Origin of the sequence: Paenibacillus sp. B01 (genome assembly GCF_009649995.1) — a bacterium.
Taxonomy (GTDB): Bacteria; Bacillota; Bacilli; order Paenibacillales; family Paenibacillaceae; genus Paenibacillus_O; species Paenibacillus_O pasadenensis.
In genome coordinates this window covers 1682621-1702674 of record NZ_CP045802.1, presented here as the reverse complement: position 1 = coordinate 1702674, position 20054 = coordinate 1682621, and the positions used below count along the sequence as shown (strand labels likewise).

At 65.1% G+C, this 20054-nt stretch carries 21 protein-coding genes; 7 read left to right on the top strand and 14 right to left on the bottom strand.

Annotated features, from left to right (window positions below; all coding sequences use genetic code 11):
• The first annotated feature begins 51 nt into the window (after positions 1–51).
• The 3 genes from GE073_RS07430 (at position 52) to GE073_RS07420 (ending at position 2045) form a co-directional block, all read left to right on the top strand.
• On the top strand, positions 52–489 hold the full coding sequence (locus tag GE073_RS07430; RefSeq protein ID WP_028599965.1) for a DUF2621 domain-containing protein: 438 nt from the start codon (positions 52–54) through the stop codon (positions 487–489).
• 81 nt (positions 490–570) lie between these two features.
• Positions 571–1080 carry a hypothetical protein gene (locus GE073_RS07425; RefSeq protein ID WP_127464402.1) on the top strand — a complete coding sequence of 170 codons (510 nt, stop codon included), beginning with the start codon at positions 571–573 and terminating at the stop codon, positions 1078–1080.
• Positions 1081–1136: 56 nt separating this feature from the next.
• Positions 1137–2045 carry a TIGR01777 family oxidoreductase gene (locus GE073_RS07420; RefSeq protein ID WP_153783149.1) on the top strand — a complete coding sequence of 303 codons (909 nt, stop codon included), beginning with the start codon at positions 1137–1139 and terminating at the stop codon, positions 2043–2045.
• On the opposite strand, the gene GE073_RS07415 is transcribed toward GE073_RS07420, so the two are convergent.
• From GE073_RS07415 to GE073_RS07360, 12 genes are all read right to left on the bottom strand, one after another.
• The gene (locus GE073_RS07415; RefSeq protein WP_153783148.1) at positions 2042–3814 is read right to left on the bottom strand and encodes a DUF6382 domain-containing protein; all 1773 of its coding nucleotides are present in this window, start codon (positions 3812–3814) and stop codon (positions 2042–2044) included. The genes GE073_RS07420 and GE073_RS07415 overlap by 4 nt on opposite strands.
• 63 nt (positions 3815–3877) lie before the next feature.
• Entirely contained in the window at positions 3878–4360 is a 483-nt protein-coding gene (locus GE073_RS07410) for an A24 family peptidase (RefSeq protein ID WP_028599969.1), read from the bottom strand.
• Between the two features lie 40 nt (positions 4361–4400).
• Positions 4401–5369 (bottom strand): hypothetical protein, encoded by a 969-nt coding sequence (locus GE073_RS07405; RefSeq protein WP_146000518.1) that lies wholly within the window; start codon positions 5367–5369, stop codon positions 4401–4403.
• Positions 5335–7626: a hypothetical protein gene (locus GE073_RS07400; protein ID WP_153783147.1), complete on the bottom strand. Its 2292-nt coding sequence runs from the start codon at positions 7624–7626 to the stop codon at positions 5335–5337. The genes GE073_RS07405 and GE073_RS07400 overlap by 35 nt, the downstream gene beginning before the upstream one ends.
• 190 nt (positions 7627–7816) lie before the next feature.
• Positions 7817–8512 (bottom strand): hypothetical protein, encoded by a 696-nt coding sequence (locus GE073_RS07395; protein WP_127464404.1) that lies wholly within the window; start codon positions 8510–8512, stop codon positions 7817–7819.
• Positions 8484–8696, bottom strand: coding sequence for a Flp1 family type IVb pilin (locus GE073_RS07390; RefSeq protein WP_043111630.1), 213 nt, complete (start codon positions 8694–8696; stop codon positions 8484–8486). Before GE073_RS07390 ends, GE073_RS07395 begins: the two co-directional genes overlap by 29 nt.
• Positions 8697–8731: 35 nt before the next feature.
• Positions 8732–9622, bottom strand: a complete 891-nt coding sequence (locus tag GE073_RS07385; protein ID WP_052333468.1) for a type II secretion system F family protein — start codon at positions 9620–9622, stop codon at positions 8732–8734.
• 13 nt (positions 9623–9635) lie between these two features.
• On the bottom strand, positions 9636–10466 hold the full coding sequence (locus GE073_RS07380; protein WP_153783146.1) for a type II secretion system F family protein: 831 nt from the start codon (positions 10464–10466) through the stop codon (positions 9636–9638).
• Complete coding sequence (locus GE073_RS07375; protein WP_052333469.1) at positions 10456–11727, bottom strand: TadA family conjugal transfer-associated ATPase; 1272 nt, start codon at positions 11725–11727, stop codon at positions 10456–10458. The genes GE073_RS07380 and GE073_RS07375 overlap by 11 nt, the downstream gene beginning before the upstream one ends.
• A complete protein-coding gene (locus tag GE073_RS07370) occupies positions 11724–12851 on the bottom strand; it encodes a P-loop NTPase family protein (RefSeq protein ID WP_127464405.1) in 1128 nt (375 codons plus the stop codon). Before GE073_RS07370 ends, GE073_RS07375 begins: the two co-directional genes overlap by 4 nt.
• 212 nt (positions 12852–13063) lie before the next feature.
• Positions 13064–13723, bottom strand: coding sequence for a fructose-6-phosphate aldolase (fsa, locus tag GE073_RS07365; protein ID WP_028599973.1), 660 nt, complete (start codon positions 13721–13723; stop codon positions 13064–13066).
• Between the two features lie 173 nt (positions 13724–13896).
• Entirely contained in the window at positions 13897–15690 is a 1794-nt protein-coding gene (locus GE073_RS07360; RefSeq protein ID WP_153783145.1) for a M3 family oligoendopeptidase, read from the bottom strand.
• Positions 15691–15860: 170 nt separating this feature from the next.
• Between GE073_RS07360 and GE073_RS07355 the strand changes: the two genes are divergently transcribed.
• Positions 15861–16085 carry a YycC family protein gene (locus GE073_RS07355; RefSeq protein WP_028599975.1) on the top strand — a complete coding sequence of 75 codons (225 nt, stop codon included), beginning with the start codon at positions 15861–15863 and terminating at the stop codon, positions 16083–16085.
• Positions 16082–16315, top strand: a complete 234-nt coding sequence (locus tag GE073_RS07350) for a hypothetical protein (protein ID WP_028599976.1) — start codon at positions 16082–16084, stop codon at positions 16313–16315. Before GE073_RS07355 ends, GE073_RS07350 begins: the two co-directional genes overlap by 4 nt.
• Before the next feature lie 78 nt (positions 16316–16393).
• On the opposite strand, the gene GE073_RS07345 is transcribed toward GE073_RS07350, so the two are convergent.
• Together GE073_RS07345 and GE073_RS07340 are read right to left on the bottom strand one after the other, a co-directional pair.
• Entirely contained in the window at positions 16394–17113 is a 720-nt protein-coding gene (locus GE073_RS07345; RefSeq protein ID WP_101808783.1) for a DUF2225 domain-containing protein, read from the bottom strand.
• Positions 17114–17146: 33 nt separating this feature from the next.
• Positions 17147–17542, bottom strand: a complete 396-nt coding sequence (locus GE073_RS07340; RefSeq protein ID WP_028599978.1) for a globin domain-containing protein — start codon at positions 17540–17542, stop codon at positions 17147–17149.
• Positions 17543–17960: 418 nt separating this feature from the next.
• Between GE073_RS07340 and GE073_RS07335 the strand changes: the two genes are divergently transcribed.
• The gene (locus GE073_RS07335; RefSeq protein ID WP_153783144.1) at positions 17961–19040 is read left to right on the top strand and encodes a nucleoside recognition domain-containing protein; all 1080 of its coding nucleotides are present in this window, start codon (positions 17961–17963) and stop codon (positions 19038–19040) included.
• A 94-nt stretch (positions 19041–19134) separates the two neighbouring features.
• Complete coding sequence (locus GE073_RS07330) at positions 19135–19962, top strand: NAD kinase (protein WP_043111631.1); 828 nt, start codon at positions 19135–19137, stop codon at positions 19960–19962.
• Positions 19963–20054: the final 92 nt, after the last annotated feature.

The following is a 20054-nucleotide window of genomic DNA, read 5'->3' as shown; positions in this document are numbered from 1 at the left end:
TCGAAATAAATCTAGGAATCGGCTATAATTTGGAGTGAGGTGACACCGTTCATGCCCCACATTCCAGACTGGTTCATGTATTTCATCGTTTTTTGGGCTTTCGTCATGGTCGGCTCGATGGCCGTCGGAGGCTTCTTCATGTTCCGCAAGTTCCTCAAGGTGCTGCCTAAACGCGACGGCAAGTCCAAGCTCGACTGGCAAAACTATTGGGTCGAGCGCAGCCGGGACATGTGGACGGACGACTCCAAGGAGCTGCTCGACGAGCTGGTCTCGCCCGTTCCCGGTCCGTTCCGCGACATCGCCCGCCACTCCATCGCGGCGCGGATCGGACAAGTCGCCGTCGAGAGCGGCGCCAGCGAGGTGACGCGGAACCATTGCATCGAAGGCTACATCCGCGCGACGCCCAAGCGGGACTACCGCAGCCTCGTCACGTTCCTGGACAAGCGGGGCATCGACTACTCCGCCTACACCCATCTCCTGAACCGCTGAGCGTCCGTCGCCGGCAGATTGGCCGGCAGCTGGTCCGGGTAAGGAAAAGCACAGGAAAAGACGACCTTGGAGGTGCTTGCCATGAACCTGATGACAGCCCGCCGCTCCGGCGGCAAAAGAAAAGCCAGCCTCGCGCCCGCGAGCCTGGCCTTGATGTCGATGCTGATGATCGCCGCAGGATGCGGCGTGAAGGAAATGCCCGCGGACAACGCGGCCAACGCGACGACAGGAAGCGGCATCGTGGACAGCTCGTCCGACGTGTCTCCCGACTCCGTCGGCGAGCCGGTCGCCGAGGCGACGCCAACGCCCGGCAACTCCGAAAAAGCCGCTTCCAGCGGCGATCCTGTGACGCAATCCCAGGAGCAGCAGGCGTCCGGCACGTTCAACGGCCTCGCGGACGGCCATTCTGTCGAGATCAAAACCGATACCGATACCGTCGTATTCCAGGCCGGCTCCGAGCTTGTCCAGCAGATGCAGGCGTTCGATCAAGGAACGACCGTCGATTACACCTACATCGTGAAGGAAGTCGACGGAGGCACGGACGGCAAGATCAAGCAGCCGTGGCTCGTCTCCATTAAGGAAGCTTCCTGAGGCGAGCCGCCGTCGGCGCTTAAGACGCAACAGATCGAAGAACGGAGGAGTCAAGGATGAAGATCGTCATCACCGGAGGAACCGGCTTCATCGGCCGAGCGCTCGTCGAGCGCCTGTCCCGTGCCGGCCACTCCGGCTGGATCGTCTCCCGCAGCTCCGCGAAAGCTCCCGGCACCGCTCCGAACGGCGCTGGGAGCTTTCGCGTTGTCGGATGGGATCGGCTGGAAGAAGATCCGAGCGAGCTTGCCGGCGTCGAAGCCATCGTCAATCTGGCGGGGGAGCCGATCAGCCAGCGCTGGACGAATAGCGCCAAGAAGCGGATACGGGAATCGCGGATCGAGACGGCGGCCAAGCTGGGCGCGCTGCTGGAACGGGCCAAGGCGGATCCGCAGGTGCTCGTGCAGGCGTCCGGAGTGAATGCGTACGGGTTTTCGGAGTCGGCTTCGTTCACGGAGGATAGCCCGACGACCGACAGCGACTTCCTCTCCTCCGTCGTGCGGGACTGGGAGCAAGCCGCGAAGCGCATCCCAGCCCGGCGGCGAGCGCTGCTGCGCTTCGGCATCGTGCTCGGCAACGGAGGCGGAGCGCTGCCGAGCATGCTTCTCCCGTTCCGCGCGATGGCAGGAGGACCGGTCGGAAGCGGCCGGCAATGGATGTCATGGATCCATCTGCAGGACCTGACTCGCCTTATCGTCCACGCTTTGGAAAACGACAGCCTCTCGGGTCCGATCAACGCGGTGTCGCCTGAGCCGGCTCGCAACGAGCAGTTCGGCCGCGCGGCAGCCCGGGCGCTTGGCCGCCCCTACTGGCTGGTCGCCCCTTCGCTTCCGCTCAAGCTCGCGCTCGGCGAAATGTCCGAGCTCCTGCTCAAAGGCCAGCGGGTCCTCCCCGAAAAGGCGCTGCAAAGCGGCTTCCGCTTCGACTTCCCTGAAATCCAGCCAGCGCTGGACGACCTGCTCCGCTAGCCGCGAGGAGAGTCCAGCCGCACCTCATATCGGGATCCATCCCGCCCGGCAAGCTGGAGGACGTCGCCGTCCTCCAGCTTGTAGCTTTTATAAGGGATCATCGCTCGGCCATTAAGCGTCGTGCCGTTTCTCGAGCCGAGATCCTTAGCCTCGCAGGAGCCCGCCCGGCACTCCAGCTCGACATGGCGGCGAGAGACGCCGCTCGTCTCGTCTGTCCACTCTGCGGAATCCGAAGCGCGGCCGATCGTATGGCGTCCCGGCATCAGGGCGAAGCTGTCCTTCGCTCCGCCGCGAGTCCGATGGACGATGCCCGCCGAAACGGCGGCTCCGCCCTGCCGCTCCCGCTCTTCTGCCCCGCCGAGCCAAACGGTCGGCTCGGACGCGGGAGGCCGGGCCGGTGTCGGCCGAATCTCCTCCGAAGCTCGGTCCGAGACCGATCGAGGCGGATCCTGAAGCGCATCCTGAAGCGGGTTCGGATGGACGCTCCATCTCCACGGCTCCGCCTCGTCCGGCCCCGATCCGCCCGGCTCCGCCATCTCGAGCGCCCAGCGCTTGTCCCGCTTGAGCGCCAGCGGGCCGGAGTCCGGCTCGAATGCGGCCGGATGGCTTTGCTCCCAGGACGGTTCCTGCGGTCCGCCCTTCTTGCCCTTCCAGATCCAGACGATCGCGGCTGCTGCGAGTGCGAGCGTGCCGAGGCTGATCAACAGGTTGGAGCTCGTCGGCTCCTCCCAATACAGCATCTTCCAGGGAAGCGCCGCCGCCGCCAGCACGGCGAGGATGACGATGCCCCGGTTCAGCGGTTTTGCCTCTTGGCCGGACGGCTCCGGTGGATGGAGCGATACGGGCTCCAGCTGCAAAGGCAGCAGCGCGTCCGAGGTATGAAGGCCGGGCTTGCGTCCGCCCGGGGATGCTCCCGGCTTCTCCGCCGGACGGATCCGCTCGTCCTGCTGGGTCAACCGCGCCGGAGCGGCGAGGAAGGGCGCAGAACTAACGGTCGATGTCGATGGAGCGGCAGATGTCGATGGAGCGGCAACGGAAGTCGCTGGCGCCGAGAATGCCGGCGCCCTGGAAGCAGGCGGCTCCGCAAGCGTGGGCCGAAGCGCCGCTCCCTTCAGACCGGCCGCGCTTCCCGCCGCATGCGGCGCAGGCGCCGCCACGCCGCCGTTCCTGGATCCGCTCATTTCTCCTGCCCCTTTGCCGCCGGCGCACAGTTCCAGCAGCGTCGCCTTCAAGCTGGCCATCGAGACTTGCTCGTCGCCGAGCGCCTTCAGCAATGCCGGCAATCCGGCATCGACCTCCCGGATCGCGCCTCCGCACACGGCGGCCAAGGCAAGCAGCCGGCTGCGCAGCGGGAGCTCCGAAGGCCGATGCTCCGAACGCATCGGCATATAGACGAGGCCGCTATCCATCCATGTCTCGCCGACAAACAGATAGGACTCATCCAGCAGAAGATTGTCCGGTTCGAGCAGGCAGGCGCGGCACTGCTCGATCGCCGAGACGACGCCATAGAGCAGCGAGTACAGCTCCTCCGGCCGCTCCATTCCGTCCGCGAGCCGCTGCTTCAGCATCTTGCGGCCCGTCAGCCGATATCTCAGCCTGACCTCCCCGTTCATCTCCTCCCAGCCGATCGGAAGCAGTCCCGGCACTTGAACCTCCTCCAGCATCGCCAGCTCGATCTCCTCCAGGTCGCCGCGCTCGATTCCGCCTGGTCGGGACAGCACGAGCTCATGCTCCCGATTCCATTCAAAGTCCGCTATGATCTGACGCATCGCGCGTCCTCCTTTTGCTTTGTTCCGAATCCAATTGCTTTTGAGCCGCAGGCGATCAAGCTTCTACTCGCCCAGCAGCAGCATCGCCAGCGCTCCCGGCACGACGGCCAGCATGAACGGAAACCGGGACGGCGCGCGGCTCGCCGGCTCGTTGTCCGGAGGGGCCTCATGACGCGCGCGCATGAAGCGGCGCGCGCGGACGGCCAGCAAGTATCCGGCTCCGCCGATTCCGCCGGCGAGCATCGAGTACAGCAGCAGCTCAAGCACGGCGGCCGCTCCCGTCCAGGCTCCGATCGCCGCGAACAGCTTGACGTCTCCGGCTCCGATGCCCTGCAGCAAATAGAGCAGCGCGAGCGGGATGAAGCCGGCGGCCGCCCCGAGCGCCGATTGGCCGAGTCCGGCTCCCCCTTCCGCCGCTGCGTGCGCCAGCAGCCCGGCGACGAAAAAGCCTCCGGTCAACGCGTTCGGAATGCGCATCGTACGGATATCGCTCCAAAAAGCGAGCGCGAGCAGCAGCCCGGTCGCAGCTCCAGTCCAAACCGGCATCGCTCTGCCTCCTTTCGCAAATGAAATCAACCCGATCCGGCTAAGGCTTCTTCTCGACATGGAAAGGCATCGTCGCGCTTCCTCCATCGGAGCTGGTGACGATCACCTCCCAAATGCCCGGCGTCGTATTGCCTGATACGAGCCAGGTCCAATCGACTCTGCCGAGCGAGTCGGCCGTCTTCGTGCCGACATGACGGGAGACGCTGCTTCCGCTTTTGTATCGGACCTCGAGCGTCACCTGCGCTCCGGGGGACGCGACAGCGGTCAGCGTTGCTTTCCTGCCCGGACGGGCCGGAACCGGCGTCAAGCCCGTAATCCGAACGGTTCCTTCCCCGGACTCGACATCGCCTCCGCCCATCGCGGCCACCGCATCTGGAATCCAGGCCCGTTCTTTCGCCCATCGCCGCAGCACGAGCCTTTCGTTCGTGAACGGCACCCGGATCGGAAACTCGTACTCGGCCTCCAGCAGCAGGAAGCCCTGCTCCCGAGTGTCGAGATCGGGCAAGCGGACCGCGGCCAGCCGGACATGTCCAGCGTCCAGCCCGGCCTTCTCCGCCTCCCGGAGAAGCAGCGGCTCCAGCGCCGTTCTTGCCGCCGCATCCGCAGCCTGCTGCATCACGGGCTTCCATTCGCCGCGCAATACGGATTCGGCGAGCGGTCCGGCCGGCTCCGGCAAGCGGCCGGCCACCGACGCCGCCGCCTCTCGCCAGCCGGGCAAAGCCGCATCGACGCCGCTCGGACTGGCCGCGCTTAACGCCGCCGACGCTTCCTGCTGCAGCAGCAGCGCCGGTCGCATATGGGAGGCGATCAGCCGGGCCGAGCTGTCCGCAGCCCGCTGCAGCGCCGTTTCTGCGGCAGACAGCTGCAGGAATACGGAGAGGAACACGAGCAGGAGCAGGAAAGCCGGAACGACGAGCGCCGCCTCCAGCACGATCGAGCCTTCGCGTCCGCGAAGCAGACGCTTGGCCGAGCCATCAATAAGACCAGCCGGCAATCGATGTCGCTTCATATTTCCCTCCTGTCACCTGACCGTCAATCGCTCCGGCTCGTCCGGCAAGGCGGACCAAGCCGGGCAAGAACCAGAGCGGGATCGAGCCGGTCAGCGCGACCGACATTCCCGTCGGAACCCGCTCCAGCCTCGCCCCCGTCCGATGCTCGATGACCGCCGCCATGCGGCTGAGCGGCTTGTCCCCCGTACCGTGCGTCAGCATGAACAATCGCAGGTAATCCAAATAGCCGAGCCGTACCGGCGCGTACTTGGACAGCTCCGCCTCTCCCGTCGCGCCGAGCTCGCGCAGATCGCCCAGCGCATGCTGCAAGCCGTAGACGCCGGCCATGGCGAGCACGAGCAGCGGATGGCCGGCCGCCCGGCTGGCGATCAGCCCCTCCATCGTGCGGATCGCCAGCCTCAGCGCGAACAGCTCGCCGTATGCGGCTCCGAGATTGGCCGCCGGATTGGCGAAGCCGTAAAGAATATATTCCAGTTCCTGATGATCCAGCGAAGTCAGCTCCGACGACGCTTCTTGCGAGCTCCCGCCGACGAGCAGCGTCTGCAGCCGTCTCGGATCCATCGAGGCGAAGCGCCTGGCGCCGTATTCCGCCATCAGCAGACGCTCGCCTCCGGCGGCCAGCAGCGATTCCAGTCCTCCCAGCACCCCGCCGCCCATCTCCTGGGCACTGGCGATCGCCTCGTCCGCCGCATCGGCTTCATCGGAGGCTGCCGACCTCCCGCTTGCCGCTTCAGCCCCGGCGGCGGCCGATCCCTCCGTTGACGGCCGCTCCGATTTTTCCTGGCCGCCTGCAGCTCCCTCGCCCTGACCGCCGTCGTCCTGCTGCCGAAGCGACTCGTTGAACGCCCGATTCGCTTCGGCCAAGCGCTCCACCTGGGCGAATTCCTCCAGCTCGGCTTCCGCGGCCTTCATCCGTTCGAATCCGTCCAGCATCTCCTTCGCCTGCTTCCAAAGGCTGCCCGCCTTTTTCTTCTCGGTTTCCCGGAGCTTCTTGCTGCCGTCCGAAGCCTCCAGCATCGCCTTCAGCCGCTGCAGCTCCTCGCCTGGGGAAACGTAGGCTTGCCAGTAAAGCTCCAGCTTGTCGGCGAGCAGGGCGGCATCGCCCCGAAGCAGCGGCACATCCGCCAGCGACCGCCGCTGCACGGCCTGCTCCAGCCTTCTGCCTGCGACCGACGCTTCGGCCGCGAACGCGCGCAGCCGCTCTCCTTGTGTCCTCAGCGTCGCTTCCGTCTCAGCAAACCAGCTTCTGCCGAGCAGCAGTCCGGACAGATCCGCCGCAGCTCCCGCCTGGGGTTCCGATCCGGCCGGAGGCGAGGCAGCGGCCGGCGAGGCGGCCGCCAGCCGTTCCAGCTCCTGCTCCGCCTGCAAGGCAAGCTCGAGCTGCTGCAGCGCCTCTCCGATCAAGCGATCATGCTGATCCGCTGAGGCGGCGAGCCCGAGCAGGCGGCCCGCCGTCTCGGCTGCAGCCGCTTCGTAGTTCTGGATGGAAGCCGTGTTCAGCATCGGCGGGGTCGGCAGCGGAGCGGCCGGCATGCCTTCCTTGGCCGGAGGAACTGCCAGCAGCGCCGCTTGGTAGGCCGCTTGGGCGGCTTCATCGGCGGCCAGCCAAGCGAGGTACGAGCCGTAGCCGTCCGCCGACTCCTTGAACGTGGCTGCCTGGTCGCGTCCAGGCAGCGGGACGAGTCCGTCGCTGCCCGTTTCCCGGACCACCTTTGCGGCGGCCTCCCCTAGGCTCAGCATTTCGGCCAAGGCGCTTTGCCGCTTGTCGAAAACCTTTTCCGACTGCTGAAGCGTGCCGATCTCCTGCGCGGCCTGCTTCATCGAGCCGCCCACCGGCCGCAGCTTGTCGATCAGCTCCAGCGTCAGGTCGATCGGACCTTTGATCTTCATCTCCTGCTCGATCTGGCGTCGAAGCACAGGCCACTCGCCAAGCATGAGAGCCGGCTGCGCCGACGGCTCGCCGAGCTCAAGCTGGAGAAGATCGATTCGACGACTCAGGCCGTCTTTCTCACTCGGCAGCAGATCGGAGAGCCCGCCTCGAGCGTCCGAGACATCCAGCGCCTCGGACGCGAGCTGCGCGGCATCAGTCCCTCCGCGGCCGAACAGCCCGTAGCGTTCGTACAGCGGCTCGTCATAAGCGGCCAGCACCGAGCGGACCGACGAGCCGGCAAGGCTGTCGAGCTTGAATTGGAAAGCGGCGATGCGGGAGTAGTCGATGAGGAGCGCCATCAGCAGCAGGACAGCCGACACCGTCATGCAGGTCCAGATCGTGACCGCTCCGTGCGCCGAGCGGAAGCCTGCTCGGCCAGCCTCCTGGAGCGGCCGCTTCTGTCGCCTAGAGCAGCCGCAATGCGCGTCAGCCGGCTGCCTGCACCCGCTTATACCGCCTCCCCATCGTCGCCTGCCGGCTTCGCCGCTCGGCCGCTTGAACGCCGAGGCCAGCCGCCTAAGGACGGCCCGAAGCATAGTCGGTCAGCGCCTTTCCCGCCGAAGAAGGCTGCACGTCGCGGGAGGAGCGGAATTTGGCCGTATAATAACGAGCCAAATCGACGCTGCGGATGAACTCGACCGGATCGGTGACGACGGCCGATGCCCGAACAGCGGGAACGAGTCCTTCCGCTGCCGCGACCGGCAAGCGCAGGCGGCTTTCCGTGCGCCGATCCAGTCCATCCCTGCGATAGGCCATCTCGCCGACGAGCCGCGGGGACAGCCTGGCCGCCGCCTTGCCGAGCTTGGCCGCGGCCAGCGAGCCGTCAGACGAAGGGCTTTGCGATGCCGGCAAGGCGATCGTTTCGACAGCCTCGTCCTTGCCTGCGCCAAGCCCGAGCAGCCCCTGCAGCAAGCTGTCCTGAGACAGCCGCCAGTACAAGCCGTCGTCTTGTCCGGCCGTAGGCAGGCCGGACTGCTCCCGCTTGCTGTTGTCCCAATGCAGGGAAGCCGCGTCCGCAGCGCGGGCCGCTCCGCTTTGCAGCACGCTGCCCTGGAAGACGAACAGCGCGGCGAGCATCCAAGCCAGCGTCGCGGCCAGCAGCAGCGGGAACACCGAGACCGCCTCCAGCGCGAAACTGCCCTCCGTTCCGCCTGCGAGCCGCTTCAGCAGCCGCGCGCTTCCGTCATTCGAAAATCTTGTTCGCCTGATCATCGGCTTTGCCCATGAGGTTGTTGATGAGATCGATGATCCATTCCTTGAAGATGAGGGCGATGATGATGACGACAGCGATAATGAGGATGATTTCCAGCGTGCCCAGTCCTTCTTCCGAACGTGCGAAGCGCTTCAGCGCGTCATGCAGACGGCCCTTCGGATGCAGCCATGCGTTTCGTTTCATTGTCGATTCCTCCAGTAAAATAGATTTAGAATCGGCTACCCGCCCATGAAGAGGATAGCCGGCGCTCCGACCAGCATCATCAGGATGAAAAAGATGCCGACGAGCGGAAATACGAGTCTCGAGGAAGCCTCCTCGCCCCTGGCGCGCGCCGCGCTGCGGCGCTTGTCCCAGAGGGGGATGGAGATTTCCTTCAGCGCGAGGGAGAGCTGGTCGCCTCCCCGGCGGTGATTCAGCAGCAGCACGGTCGCGAATACCGAGGCCTCCTGCACCGAGCAGCGTCGGCTGAACGACTCGAGCGCCGCGCTGAACGGATGGCCGCTAGCCAGCAGCTGGACCGTCCTCGCCAGCTCCAGATGCAGCGGATCGTCCGCTCTGCCCCGAGGCGGCCGCTCGGCGCAGCGGGCGAGCGCCCTCTGCACCGTCTCGCCTGCGCCTACGAGCAGGGTGAGCTTGCCCAGCAGATCGGGCAGCCCGAGCAGCAGCTCCTGCTTCCGCCGCTTCGCCTTGGCCTTGATGTCGCGAATCTTGCCCGCCGGCAGCGCCAGGCCGGCGAAGACGCCGAGCCAGGCGATGAGCGGCTCGCCCGCCGCCGCGGCGACGAGCCAGCCTCCCGTCGCCGCGGCATAGCCGCCTGCAACGGCCGATGCGGCTAGACGCCTCGTATCCACCGCCGTCCAGCTCTCTCCTCGGAGCGGCACGAGCAGCGCATGCAGCGCCGCAATCCGATCCTCGGCCGCCTGCGGCATGCCGTGGCGCGCGGCGAGCCGCAGCAAGGCTTCCCCGCCAAACAAGCGGCCGATCCGCTCTCGGTCCCTCGTCCTCATTGCGGACCAGGCCGTATTCCATGCCTTGCGCCAGCCGAGCGTCGCCGCCGCCATCGCGATCCAGGCAAGCGCCATCGTCGCAAAACCCCATCCATATCCCATCCGCTCCACCTCCTCACAGCCGAATGTCCATGATTTTCAGCATCAGCCACCCGCAAGCGGCGAACAGCAGCAGCGCGGCCGTGATGAGGACGTATCCCGCTGCGCCGGCATAGAGCGGCGCCATGTAATCCGGAGCGGCCAGATGAAGAAAGCCGAGAAAAGCGAACGGCACGCCCAGCATAATGCGCGACTCGAATTTCTTTTGGGCGATCAGCACCTGAATCTCCTGATTGACCTCGATCCGCTCTCCGATCAGCTGGGAGGTGCGGCGCACGATCTCGACCAGGTCGCCTCCAGTGCGCTTGCAGGTCGTGAATACGTCTGTGAACTGCATGATCTCGTCGACGCCGGAACGGGCGGCAAAATCAAGCAGTCCCGACTCCAGCGTCTCTCCGTTCGCGCAGCGGCGGCGGATGCGCTCCAGCTCCAGCAGCAGATCCGTGCTGGACCCCGTGTAGATGAGCCTGAGGTCGCCGATCGAAGCGAACAGCGCATTTTCGACCGAACGGCCCGCCGCCAGCGAGGAGGAGAGGGAGAACAGCATTTCCTTGAAGTGGATCCGGAGCCTCTCCTGCCGCTTGACGCGGACATGCTCCCGATAGAGCGATGGCGCCTTGATGCCGGCGAGCGAGAATAGCAGGGCGATCAAAACATTCAGATAAAACAGATATGCCGCCGAAAAAACAAGCGCGGCTCCGGCCGCGAAGGCGAGCAGGAACTCGCGGCGGCTCAGCTCGTATCGGCTGTAGTCGGCGCCTGCTCCGGCGGATGCCGGCTGCGGCCGATCTCGGCCTGCCGGCCAGCCGATCCGCTCCAGCCAGAGCTGCGCGCGCTCAATCGCCATCGTCCCGTTCCTCCTTGGCGGAGGAGCCGCTGGCACCGAAGGGTTCGCCGCCAGCGCGCTCCCACTTGTCGCTCCGCCGCAGCTCCGCCGTCGTGCGCCGAAGCATCGCCGCGCCGTCCGGCCCCGCCTCGTAGCGGTAAAGCGGCTCCAGCCGAATCTCCCCGCCCTCGATGCCGGCCAGCTGGGAAATCTCCAGCACCTTGCGCGAATGGTCGCGCATCCTCGACAGATGCACGATGACGTCCACCGCCGACAAAATCTGCTGGCGGATGGCCGCTACCGGAAGCTCCGCCGCCGCAAGCACCATCGTCTCGAGTCGGCTGAGCATGTCCTTGGCGCTGTTCGCGTGGCCGGAGCTCATTGAACCGTCATGGCCGGTATTCATCGCCGCCAGCATGTCCGCCGCCTCCTCGCCCCGCACCTCGCCGACGATGATCCGATTCGGACGCATCCGCAGCGAAGCACGGATGAGCTGACGCATCGGCAGCGCGCCCTTGCCCTCGGTGTTGGCGTTGCGCGTCTCGAGGCGCACGAGATTCGGCACCTGCAGCTGCAGCTCGGCGGAATCCTCGATCGTGACGACTCGTTCCTCGTCCGGGATGGAGCGGGACAGCGCGTTGAGGAAGGTCGTCTTGCCGCTGCCGGTGCCTCCGCTAATGAAGATGTTGAACCCCGCGCGCACGAGCGTGCGCAGAAATCCGGCCGCGTCTTCCGTGAGGCAGCCGCAGGCGACGAGTCCGTCCATCAGCAGCGGCCGCTTCGGAAATTTGCGGATCGTCACGACCGGTCCCGACAACGACGCCGGCGGAAGGACGATGTGCACCCGCGACCCGTCGGCGAGCCGCGCGTCTACGATCGGCGACGATTCGTTGACGACGCGGTTGACCTGAGCCACGATCGCCTGGATCAGGTCCTCCAGCCTCTCCCGGCTCTCGAACTGTTCGCGGAGCGGCTCGACGCGGCCCGCTCGCTCCGCGAACAGCTGACGATGCCCGTTGATCATGATTTCCGTGATTGAATCGTCCTTGAGCAGCGGCTCCAGCACATCCAAGCCGCGGAACGAATGGAAAAGCTGCCGCACGAGCCGCAGCCGCTCGCTGGAAACGAGGCGGACGCTGCCCTCCCAGCGGTCGACGGTCCGCTCCACCGTCCGCATCAGCTCGTCGTCGCCGATCTCGCCGCCGGCATCGATCGCGGCCCGGATCTGCTCGCGCAGGCTCGCAGCTATATGGCCTTCCGGCCTCGCCGCCTGTCCGCTCATGGCCGCACGCTCCTCTGAGCCGCGCAGCCGAGACGCTCCAGCAGCTCCCCTGCCGCCCGAATGTAAGCCGGCGAGGCCGATTCGGCGAAGCCGATGCCCGGATCGTAAGGAAGCTCCGCCGCATAGGGCGGCAGCGGATCGTCGTCGTCCCTGACCTCTTCCTCCTCCGTCAGCGCCCGCGGCCTGACCCGGCTCCGGACGCGAAGCATCCTGCTGCGCGCGGCGGCGGCCGCAGCAGGATGCCGCGCCGCGACGGCCTCGAACGCCAGCCGGGACTTGCGCCTGGCGGCGGGCGAAGGCTCAGAGAGCCAAACGACTGCGTCGCTCCGCTCCAGCACCGCTGCCGCCGCTTCGTCCAGCAAGCTGTCCATATCGGCGACGATGAGCTCGTACATGCCGCTGCCCGCCACCGCCTCCAGCAGGCGCGCGGCATCATCGCCGGTCATCGACTGCCGCTCCTCGGGACTCGGCGCCTCGCCGATGTAGTCCGTTCCCATTCGCCGGCTGTATCGGCGCACGCCCGCCAGCTGGGCGGGAAAGTCCGGCTTGTCCGCCTTGAGCGCGTACAGCAGCGCCTCGATCCCCTCCTCCGCGGGCTCTCCCGGCTCACGCAGCTGCAGCCCGGAGGCGTCGAAGCGCTCCAGATTTAGATACAGCGCGCGATGCCCGCGCTCTCCGGCCAACCGCGCCAGCCAGAGCGAGCAGGTCGTCTTGCCCGCCCCTCCGGCCGGATCGCAGACGGCGATCACGGATGCCCGCCCGCCTCCTCCGCCCTGCAGCCGGACTGCGCCTCTGCCCGCATGCAGCGCCTCGATGGCGGCCAGCAGCTCCGGCATCGGCTGGTACTGGAGCAGCTCGGGCAATCCGCCGCCTTCGCCGCGGCGCCGGACGAATGCCGCGGCCGGAATGCCGGCAGGAAGCTCGCCCGCCTGCTCCAGCAGCGACGGCTGGGCCAGCACCAGATGGACGGCATAGCCTCCTTTCAAATAATGGCGCAGCGAATCGCCGGTCGTGCAAGCCGTCATTCGCCACCGGCTCCCGAACGGCGATTCCCTCACGCCGGCCGCCAGCCTCCGCATGTATTCCGATTCTGCCGCCGCGACGACAAGCTCAAGCCTGGCCATCAGGCCGATCCCTCCCTGGACGCGAAAAAGCACCGCAAACAAGCAGATGTTCTGCTCGTTTGCGGTGCTTCCGCAAGGTCATTCGATTGAATTGAGTCGACTATAGCATGGCCCGGAAGAGGCGGTCAAGCCTCATTTCTGGAATAAATGCCCTTTTTCCGAAAGGGACGTTAGGGAGATATCGACATCCAGAATCTGCTCTAGCGGCCGGATCAGCCCTTGGCCAAGGACGCCTGCATTTTGTTCCAATCGGCCGTGAAGCGCTCGATGCCGATGTCGGTGAGCGGGTGCTTCCAAAGCGTCGGCAGGAGCGAGCCCGGAATCGTGGCGATATGAGCGCCGGCGAGAGCCGCCTCCTTGACATGCTCCAGGCTGCGGATGCTGGCGACGATGATCTCCGTCTGGAAGCCGTAGATCTTGATGATGGCAGACAGATCGCGCACGAGATCCATGCCGGTCATGCCGATGTCGTCCAGACGGCCGACGAACGGACTGATGAACGTCGCGCCCGCTTTTGCGGCCATCAGGCCCTGGGCGACGGAGAAGACAAGCGTCACGTTCGTCTTGATGCCCTTCTGCGCGAGCGCGTGGGTGACGTACAGGCCGTCTTCGGTGAGCGGCACCTTGATGACGACGTTGGGCGCCCATTCGGCGATCTCGAGCGCTTCCTTGAGCATTTCGTCGCTGGTCGATCCGGTCACCTCGGCGCTTACTGGACCCGGCACGATCCGGCAGATTTCCTGCACGACTTCCTTGAAGACGCGGCCTTCCTTGGCGACGAGCGTCGGATTCGTCGTCACGCCGTCCACCAGGCCCAGCTTGGCGACGCGCTTGATTTCCTCTACATTGGCGGTATCCAGAAAGAATTTCATCGGCTCGCTCCTCCTCGATCATTTCCTAGGAAATAGATTCACTTGAAGCCCTTCCTGTCGACAGAATACGCTCCATGCCGACCGGTTTCAACCCTCTTTATGGAATCTTCATGTATCCTGGCCAAGCTTCATCCAACCTTCAGACGGCCGTCATCGCGAACTGTCGCCGAGGCTTATTCGGTCAGCTCGAGGAATTGCCGGATGTCGTCGCCCGTAAGCGCCACGGCGCTGCGCCAGAAATCCTCCTGCTGCAGGTTCGCGCCCAGATGCTTGAGCGCAAGCTCCTCCACCGACATGCTGCCCGTGTCGCGCAGCAGGCTGACGTACTGCTCGGCGAAGCCGGGACCGGCCTCCTTGGCGCGGGCGTACAGGCCGGCGCTGAACAGGTAGCCGAACGTATACGGGAAATTGTAGAACGGCGTGCCCGTGAAGAAGAAATGCAGCTTCGCCGCCCAGAAATGCGGATGCGCCTCGCCGATCGCGTCGCCATAAGCCTTGCGCTGGGCCGCCTCCATCAGCTCGTTCAGGCGCTTGACCGACACCTCGCCGCTGCGGCGCTCCTCGTAGAAGCTCAGCTCGAACAGCAGGCGGGCGTGGATGTTCATGAAGAAGGCGACCGCATTCTGGATCTTCAGCTCCAGCAGCGCGATCTTCTCTTCCTTGGACTCGGCCAGCTCGAGCTGCGACTGGGCAACGATGATCTCCGCGAAGGTCGAGGCCGTCTCGGCGACGTTCATCGCGTATTGCTTGGAGAATGGAGGAAGATCTTCCATGACGTAGGAATGGTAGGAGTGGCCGAGCTCATGCGCCAGCGTGCTGACGTTGTCCACCGTGCCGGAATACGTCATGAAGATGCGCGTCTGCCCTTTGACCGGGAACGAGGCGCAGAAGCCGCCGGGACGCTTGCCGGGACGATCCTCGGCCTCGACCCATCCTTCCTTGAGCGCCATCGCGGCGAACTCGGCGAGCTTCGGATCGAAGCGGGCGAACTGCTCCTCGATCTGCCGGCAGGCGTCGTCGTAGGAAATCTTCGTCGTGCTCGAGCCGAGCGGAGCGGTGACGTCATGCCAGTCCAGCCGCTCGACGCCGAGCAGCTTCGCCTTGCGCTCGAAGTAGCGAAGCAGGTCCTTCTTGCCTTCTTCGATCGCCGCCCACATCGCGTCCAGCGTCGCTTGCGTCATGCGGTTCATCTTGAGCGGCTCCTTGAGCACGTCGCCCCAGCCGCGCTTGTCGTACAGCTTCAGGCGGAAGCCGGCGATATGGTTGATCGTGTCGGCGCACAGCTGCGCGTGCTCGGACCATTCGCGCTCCCATTCGGCGAACGCTTCGACCCGGACGCCGCGGTCGGCGTCGGTCAGGCGGTTGAACATCTGGCCGGCGGACAGGATCTCCTCGTTGCCGGCCTTGTCCTTCGCCTTGAATTTCGCGCGGGATACGATGGTGTTGTACAGGTTGCCCCAGGCATGATAGCCGTCCACCGCCAGATCGGCCGCAAACGCTTCCAGCTCGGGACGAAGCTTCTCGCGGGCGTTCTGACGGCGCTCGCTCAGATAAAAGCGGACCGGAGAGGACTGGACCCAGCTCTCCCAGATCGAGTCCGGCGTGCGGCTCATCAGATCGTCGAACCGGGTAAGGGCGATCGTATAGTCGGCCTCCAGCGACTGGATGCGCCCGTTGAGCGAGGCCGCTTCCTTGTCATGGACGTTGGCCGCGAGCAGGCAGCCGACGAAGCTGTCCGTCTGGCCGAGCCGAGCGGCGATCGATTGAGCGGATTCGGTCCAGCGGTCCAGCTGCTCTCCGCTTGCCCCCGGCACGCCCTCCGAGCCCGACGCAGCCGTCAGCTCCGCGTTCAGCCGGGCGATGTCGTCCGAGATTCCTTGCAGCTCCTGCTTCAGCTCGGGCGACGCGGACCCGCCAGGGTAAAAGACCTCCAGGTTCCAATTCAGCGGATAGACGGATGTTGGCATCGTTTCAAATCCTCTCCTTCCGGCCTCGCCGCAAGCCCGTTCTCTCGAAGGGCGGCGGCGCCGCGCGTTGCGCGGACTTGTCCAGCCGTGTATGCTACCATTATAGCTCGCGCCGCTCGCCATCCGCCACCGGAACGACAGCGGCGCTACTTCGGCAAGGAGGAACCGACATGTCCAGACCGCTGCCCATATCCGCCGACACGGCCGTCAAGCTCGCCAAGCAGCTTGGCGTGCCGCTGGAGCATCTCATGCATATGCCCCGCCATATCCTTCTCCAAAAAATGGCCGAGCTGGCCCGCGCCGAAGGCGCCGACAGCCAGGAGAAACCCGCTGCCGCCGCAGGTCCCGAGACGGCCGGCGCCCCGTCCGAACCGGAAAAGGACGAGGACCGATGATTCCGTTCGAATGCTCTTGGCCTTACGATGTCCAGATGAAGGATGTCCTGGCCGGCTGTCCGTTCTGCGGCCGCGACAACGTGCTGCTGCCGCTGCGCCCGTCCGACCTCAAGACGATCGCGGAAGGCGCGAAGAAGCTGCTCGTCTTTCCGTGCTGCCATAGCCGGGTCACGGTGCTCGACGCCGACAAGGACTATCTGCTGATGGACGTCCCCGTACGCAGCCTGTAGCCGCAGCCCCGCCGGGGACGGCAAGCCAAAAAAGCGTTCCCTGCGAAGAGGCTCTCTCGCGGGGAACGCTTTTTCGGTTCATGACGGGACGGCTGCGGCTCCGCCCTCGGCAGCGCCGTCGGCGATCCACTCGGGAACGGCCCCGGCCGTCTGCTCGCGGATGAACTGCCACTGGCGGCGGCTCGCCTGGATCATCGCCGCGTCCATGATGGACGGATCCTGCACGACGCGGGAAAACCAGCGCACCGCCTCGCGCGGCTCGTCCAGGCGGCGGTGCAGCTCGCCGATCAGGTACATGAGCTTGGCGTCGTTCTCCACATGCTCATGCTCGAAGACGGACTTGTACGCCTCGAGCGCATGGCGCAGGAAGCGCCGCTCCTGCTCCTCCTCGCGGCCGTAGCGGTGCAGCCAGGCGATATGATGCAGCAGGCCAGCGATGAGCCGCGCCTTCTCGCCGATCGCCTGGGCGCTCAGAAGCGCGAGCTTGTAGCAGAGCAGCGCCTGCTCCCTCGTCCTCTCGCCGCTGAAGCTCCTCGGCTTCCAGGAAGGGCCGATCTGCTCGAAATAAGCTTTTTTCTGGTCATGCCTCAGCTCGCGCGAGCCGTTCTCCGTCGTCGCGTAGCCGCAGCGCGGGCAGACGCGCACGACATAAAAATCCGCGTTGACATCATGCTTGTAGTAGCAGCAAAAGTCCGTGTCGGACGAGACCGCCCGCTTGAAGCTGGAACGGACGCGGGCGGTCGGATACTCGGATTCGCAGCAGGGACAGGATACGACCGATTCATATAGCGGCTCCATGCGCGAAACATCTCCTTCTCGGTTGTCGGGCTCTTATTCCGTATCGTCCTGGCCGTCGCTGTTCACGAAATGGTAGGCGGGACCGGACAAGCGGTCGATGACGAAGCTTCTCAGGTCGTCCGGCATGCCGATCTCCCTCGCCGCCGCATCCATGCAGCCGAGCCACGCGGCCGCGTGTTCGGGGGTGATGCGGAACGGCAGATGGCGGGCCCTCATCATCGGATGGCCGTGCTCGTCCGAAAACAGCGGCGGACCTCCGAAAAACTGGGTCAAGAACTGGATTTGCTTTTCCATAACCGGCGCCAGATCGTTTTGAAACAACGGGGCAAGCCGCTCGTTCTGAACGACTTTAGGATAAAAGGCATGGACGAGCCTCGTGATCGTCTCCGCTCCGCCCATGAGCTCGTACGGACTGCTCGGTTTATTCATCGGTAAGGAAACCTCCATTTATTAGGTCGAACGGTCTATGATGAAAGAACTACTCTCTCGCGGCTAGAAAGCGTTTTCCCATGAAAAAATGCCCGCATCGCGGGCATTCGGATAAGTGGTGGGAACAAGCTTCAGCTTTCGTAATCTTCTTCACCGGGAGCCATGAGGGACTCGCGAATCACATACACAAAAGCGCAAACCAGAATGCCTGCGACAACACTCATTCTCCATCACTCCAAGCCGTTTAGAGTAATGCTATTGTACCATAAAGAAAACGGAATGCCAGCCCTTTTTGCAAGCGTTTTCTATCTTTTTTAGATTTTTCTGACAACGGTTTGTCCTTCTGATTCCCGCGCTTGTCTCATACAATGGATCAAGCTTTCCTGTCCCTCATCTCATTCGAAGGAGCGCCCCGCCCATGAGCCGCAAGCTGCTTCATCCGTCGACCGTCACCGCCCTCTGCGCCGCCCTGCTCATGGCGCTCATGGCCTTTTATCCCGCTTCCGTGCTGGCCTCGTCCTTGCGCGGCCTTTCGATCTGGTGGGAGGTGCTGTTCCCCGCCCTCTTCCCGTTCTTCGTCCTGTCGGAGCTCATGCTCGGACTCGGCATCGTCCATTTCGCCGGGAAGCTGCTCGACCCCGTCATGCGGCCGGTATTCCGCATACCGGGAAGCGGAGGCTTCGTGCTGGCGATGGGCTATCTGTCCGGCTATCCGGTCGGAGCTCGCCTGGCGTCCCAGCTCTGGGACCAGAAGCTCATCTCGCGGGTGGAAGGAGAGAGGCTCGTCGCGGTCACGACGACCTCTGATCCGATCTTCCTCATCGGCGCCGTTTCGGTCGGCTTCTTCCACCAGGCCGCGATCGCGCCCGTGCTGGCGGCCGCGCACTACGGCAGCAGCCTCGCGATCGGCTTCCTCATGCGCTGGCACGGCCGCGGCGAATCGGAGGAGGGCGCTTCCGATCCGATGCCGCACCGCCGCAACTCGTCCGCCCGCAAGCGAGGCGGCATCGGCTCCGCGCTGAAGGCGATGCACGAGGCGAGGCTGCTCGACGGCCGCCCGTTCAGCGTGCTCGTGCGAGATGCCGTCCAGTCGGGGCTGAGGCTCATGATTGTCGTCGGCGGGCTGGTCGTCGTGTTCTCCGTCCTCATGGAGCTGCTCCGCGAGACGTCGCTGCTCGGTCTGCTGGAAGCGGGACTCGGCCTCGTGTTCGAAGCGTTCGGCGGCTCGGCCTCCTCCGCCGCTCCGGTCATCAGCGGCCTGTTCGAGGTGACGCTCGGAGCCAAAGCCTCCTCCGAAGCAAGCCTCGCGCTCCTCCACCGCACTGCGCTCGCCGCCTGGGTGCTCAGCTGGGCCGGACTCTCGGTCCACGCGCAGATCGCCAGCCTCGTCAGCCATACCGGCATGCGGTACCGGCCGTTCCTGCTCGCCCGCTTCCTGCACGGACTGCTCGCCGCCGGCATGGTATACGCCCTTTGGGGCTGGATCGGTCCCGGATGAGCCGCTCCCGACAGAGGCCGCCGTCATTGTGTTCGCCCGCGATTTCCGCTATCATTTGGGTATCCTGATTGATTCGGAAGGAGCGCCTGCGTTGTTGAACTATGTGGTATTGAGCCGAGGCGACCGGCTGTCCAACGAGCTGACGGAACGGTTTCACCGGCTGGCGGCCGGACGCGGATTCATCCGCAACGACAAGAAACCGGACATGGTCATCTCCATCGGCGGAGACGGCACTCTGCTTCATGCCTTCCATACTTATCTGGAGCGGATCGAGGAGGTCGCCTTCGTCGGCGTCCATACCGGCCATCTCGGCTTTTACGCCGACTGGCAGGCGGACGAGCTGGAGGAGCTCGTGCGCATGATGGCCGAGCAGCAGCCCAAGCTGGTCCATTATCCGCTCGCCCAGATCGAGCTCGATACGCCGGAGGGAACGACCGGCTATCTGGCGCTCAATGAGTTCACCCTCAAGGGCGTGGACGGCACGCTCGTCGTGCAGGTGAACATCAACGACGAGCCGTTCGAGATGTTCCGCGGCGACGGCATGGTCATCTCGACGCCGACCGGCAGCACCGCATACAACAAAAGCCTGAACGGCGCCGTCATCCATCCGTCGATCCCGTCGCTGCAGCTGGCGGAGATCGCCTCGATCAACAACCGCGTCTATCGGACGCTCGGCACGTCGGTCATCCTGCCGCAGCATCATCACTGCGATCTGCTGTCCAAAAAAGACCAGCGGCTGCTGCTGACGATCGATCACCTGAACATCCAGCGCTCGGACATCCGCTCGATCCGCTGCAGCGTCGCCGAGTCGCGGGTCAGCTTCGCGCGCTATCGCCCGTTTCCGTTCTGGAACCGCGTGCGCGACGCCTTCATCGACACGAACGATTCCCAGCCTCAGCCCGACTCGCGGTTTCCGGGCTGAACGGCCGCAGCTCCCGCGGGACATGCGCCGGACAGGACAAGCCGCGCAAGGCGCCATGAAAAAGGGACGTGCACGAGCTTGCGCTCGTGCAC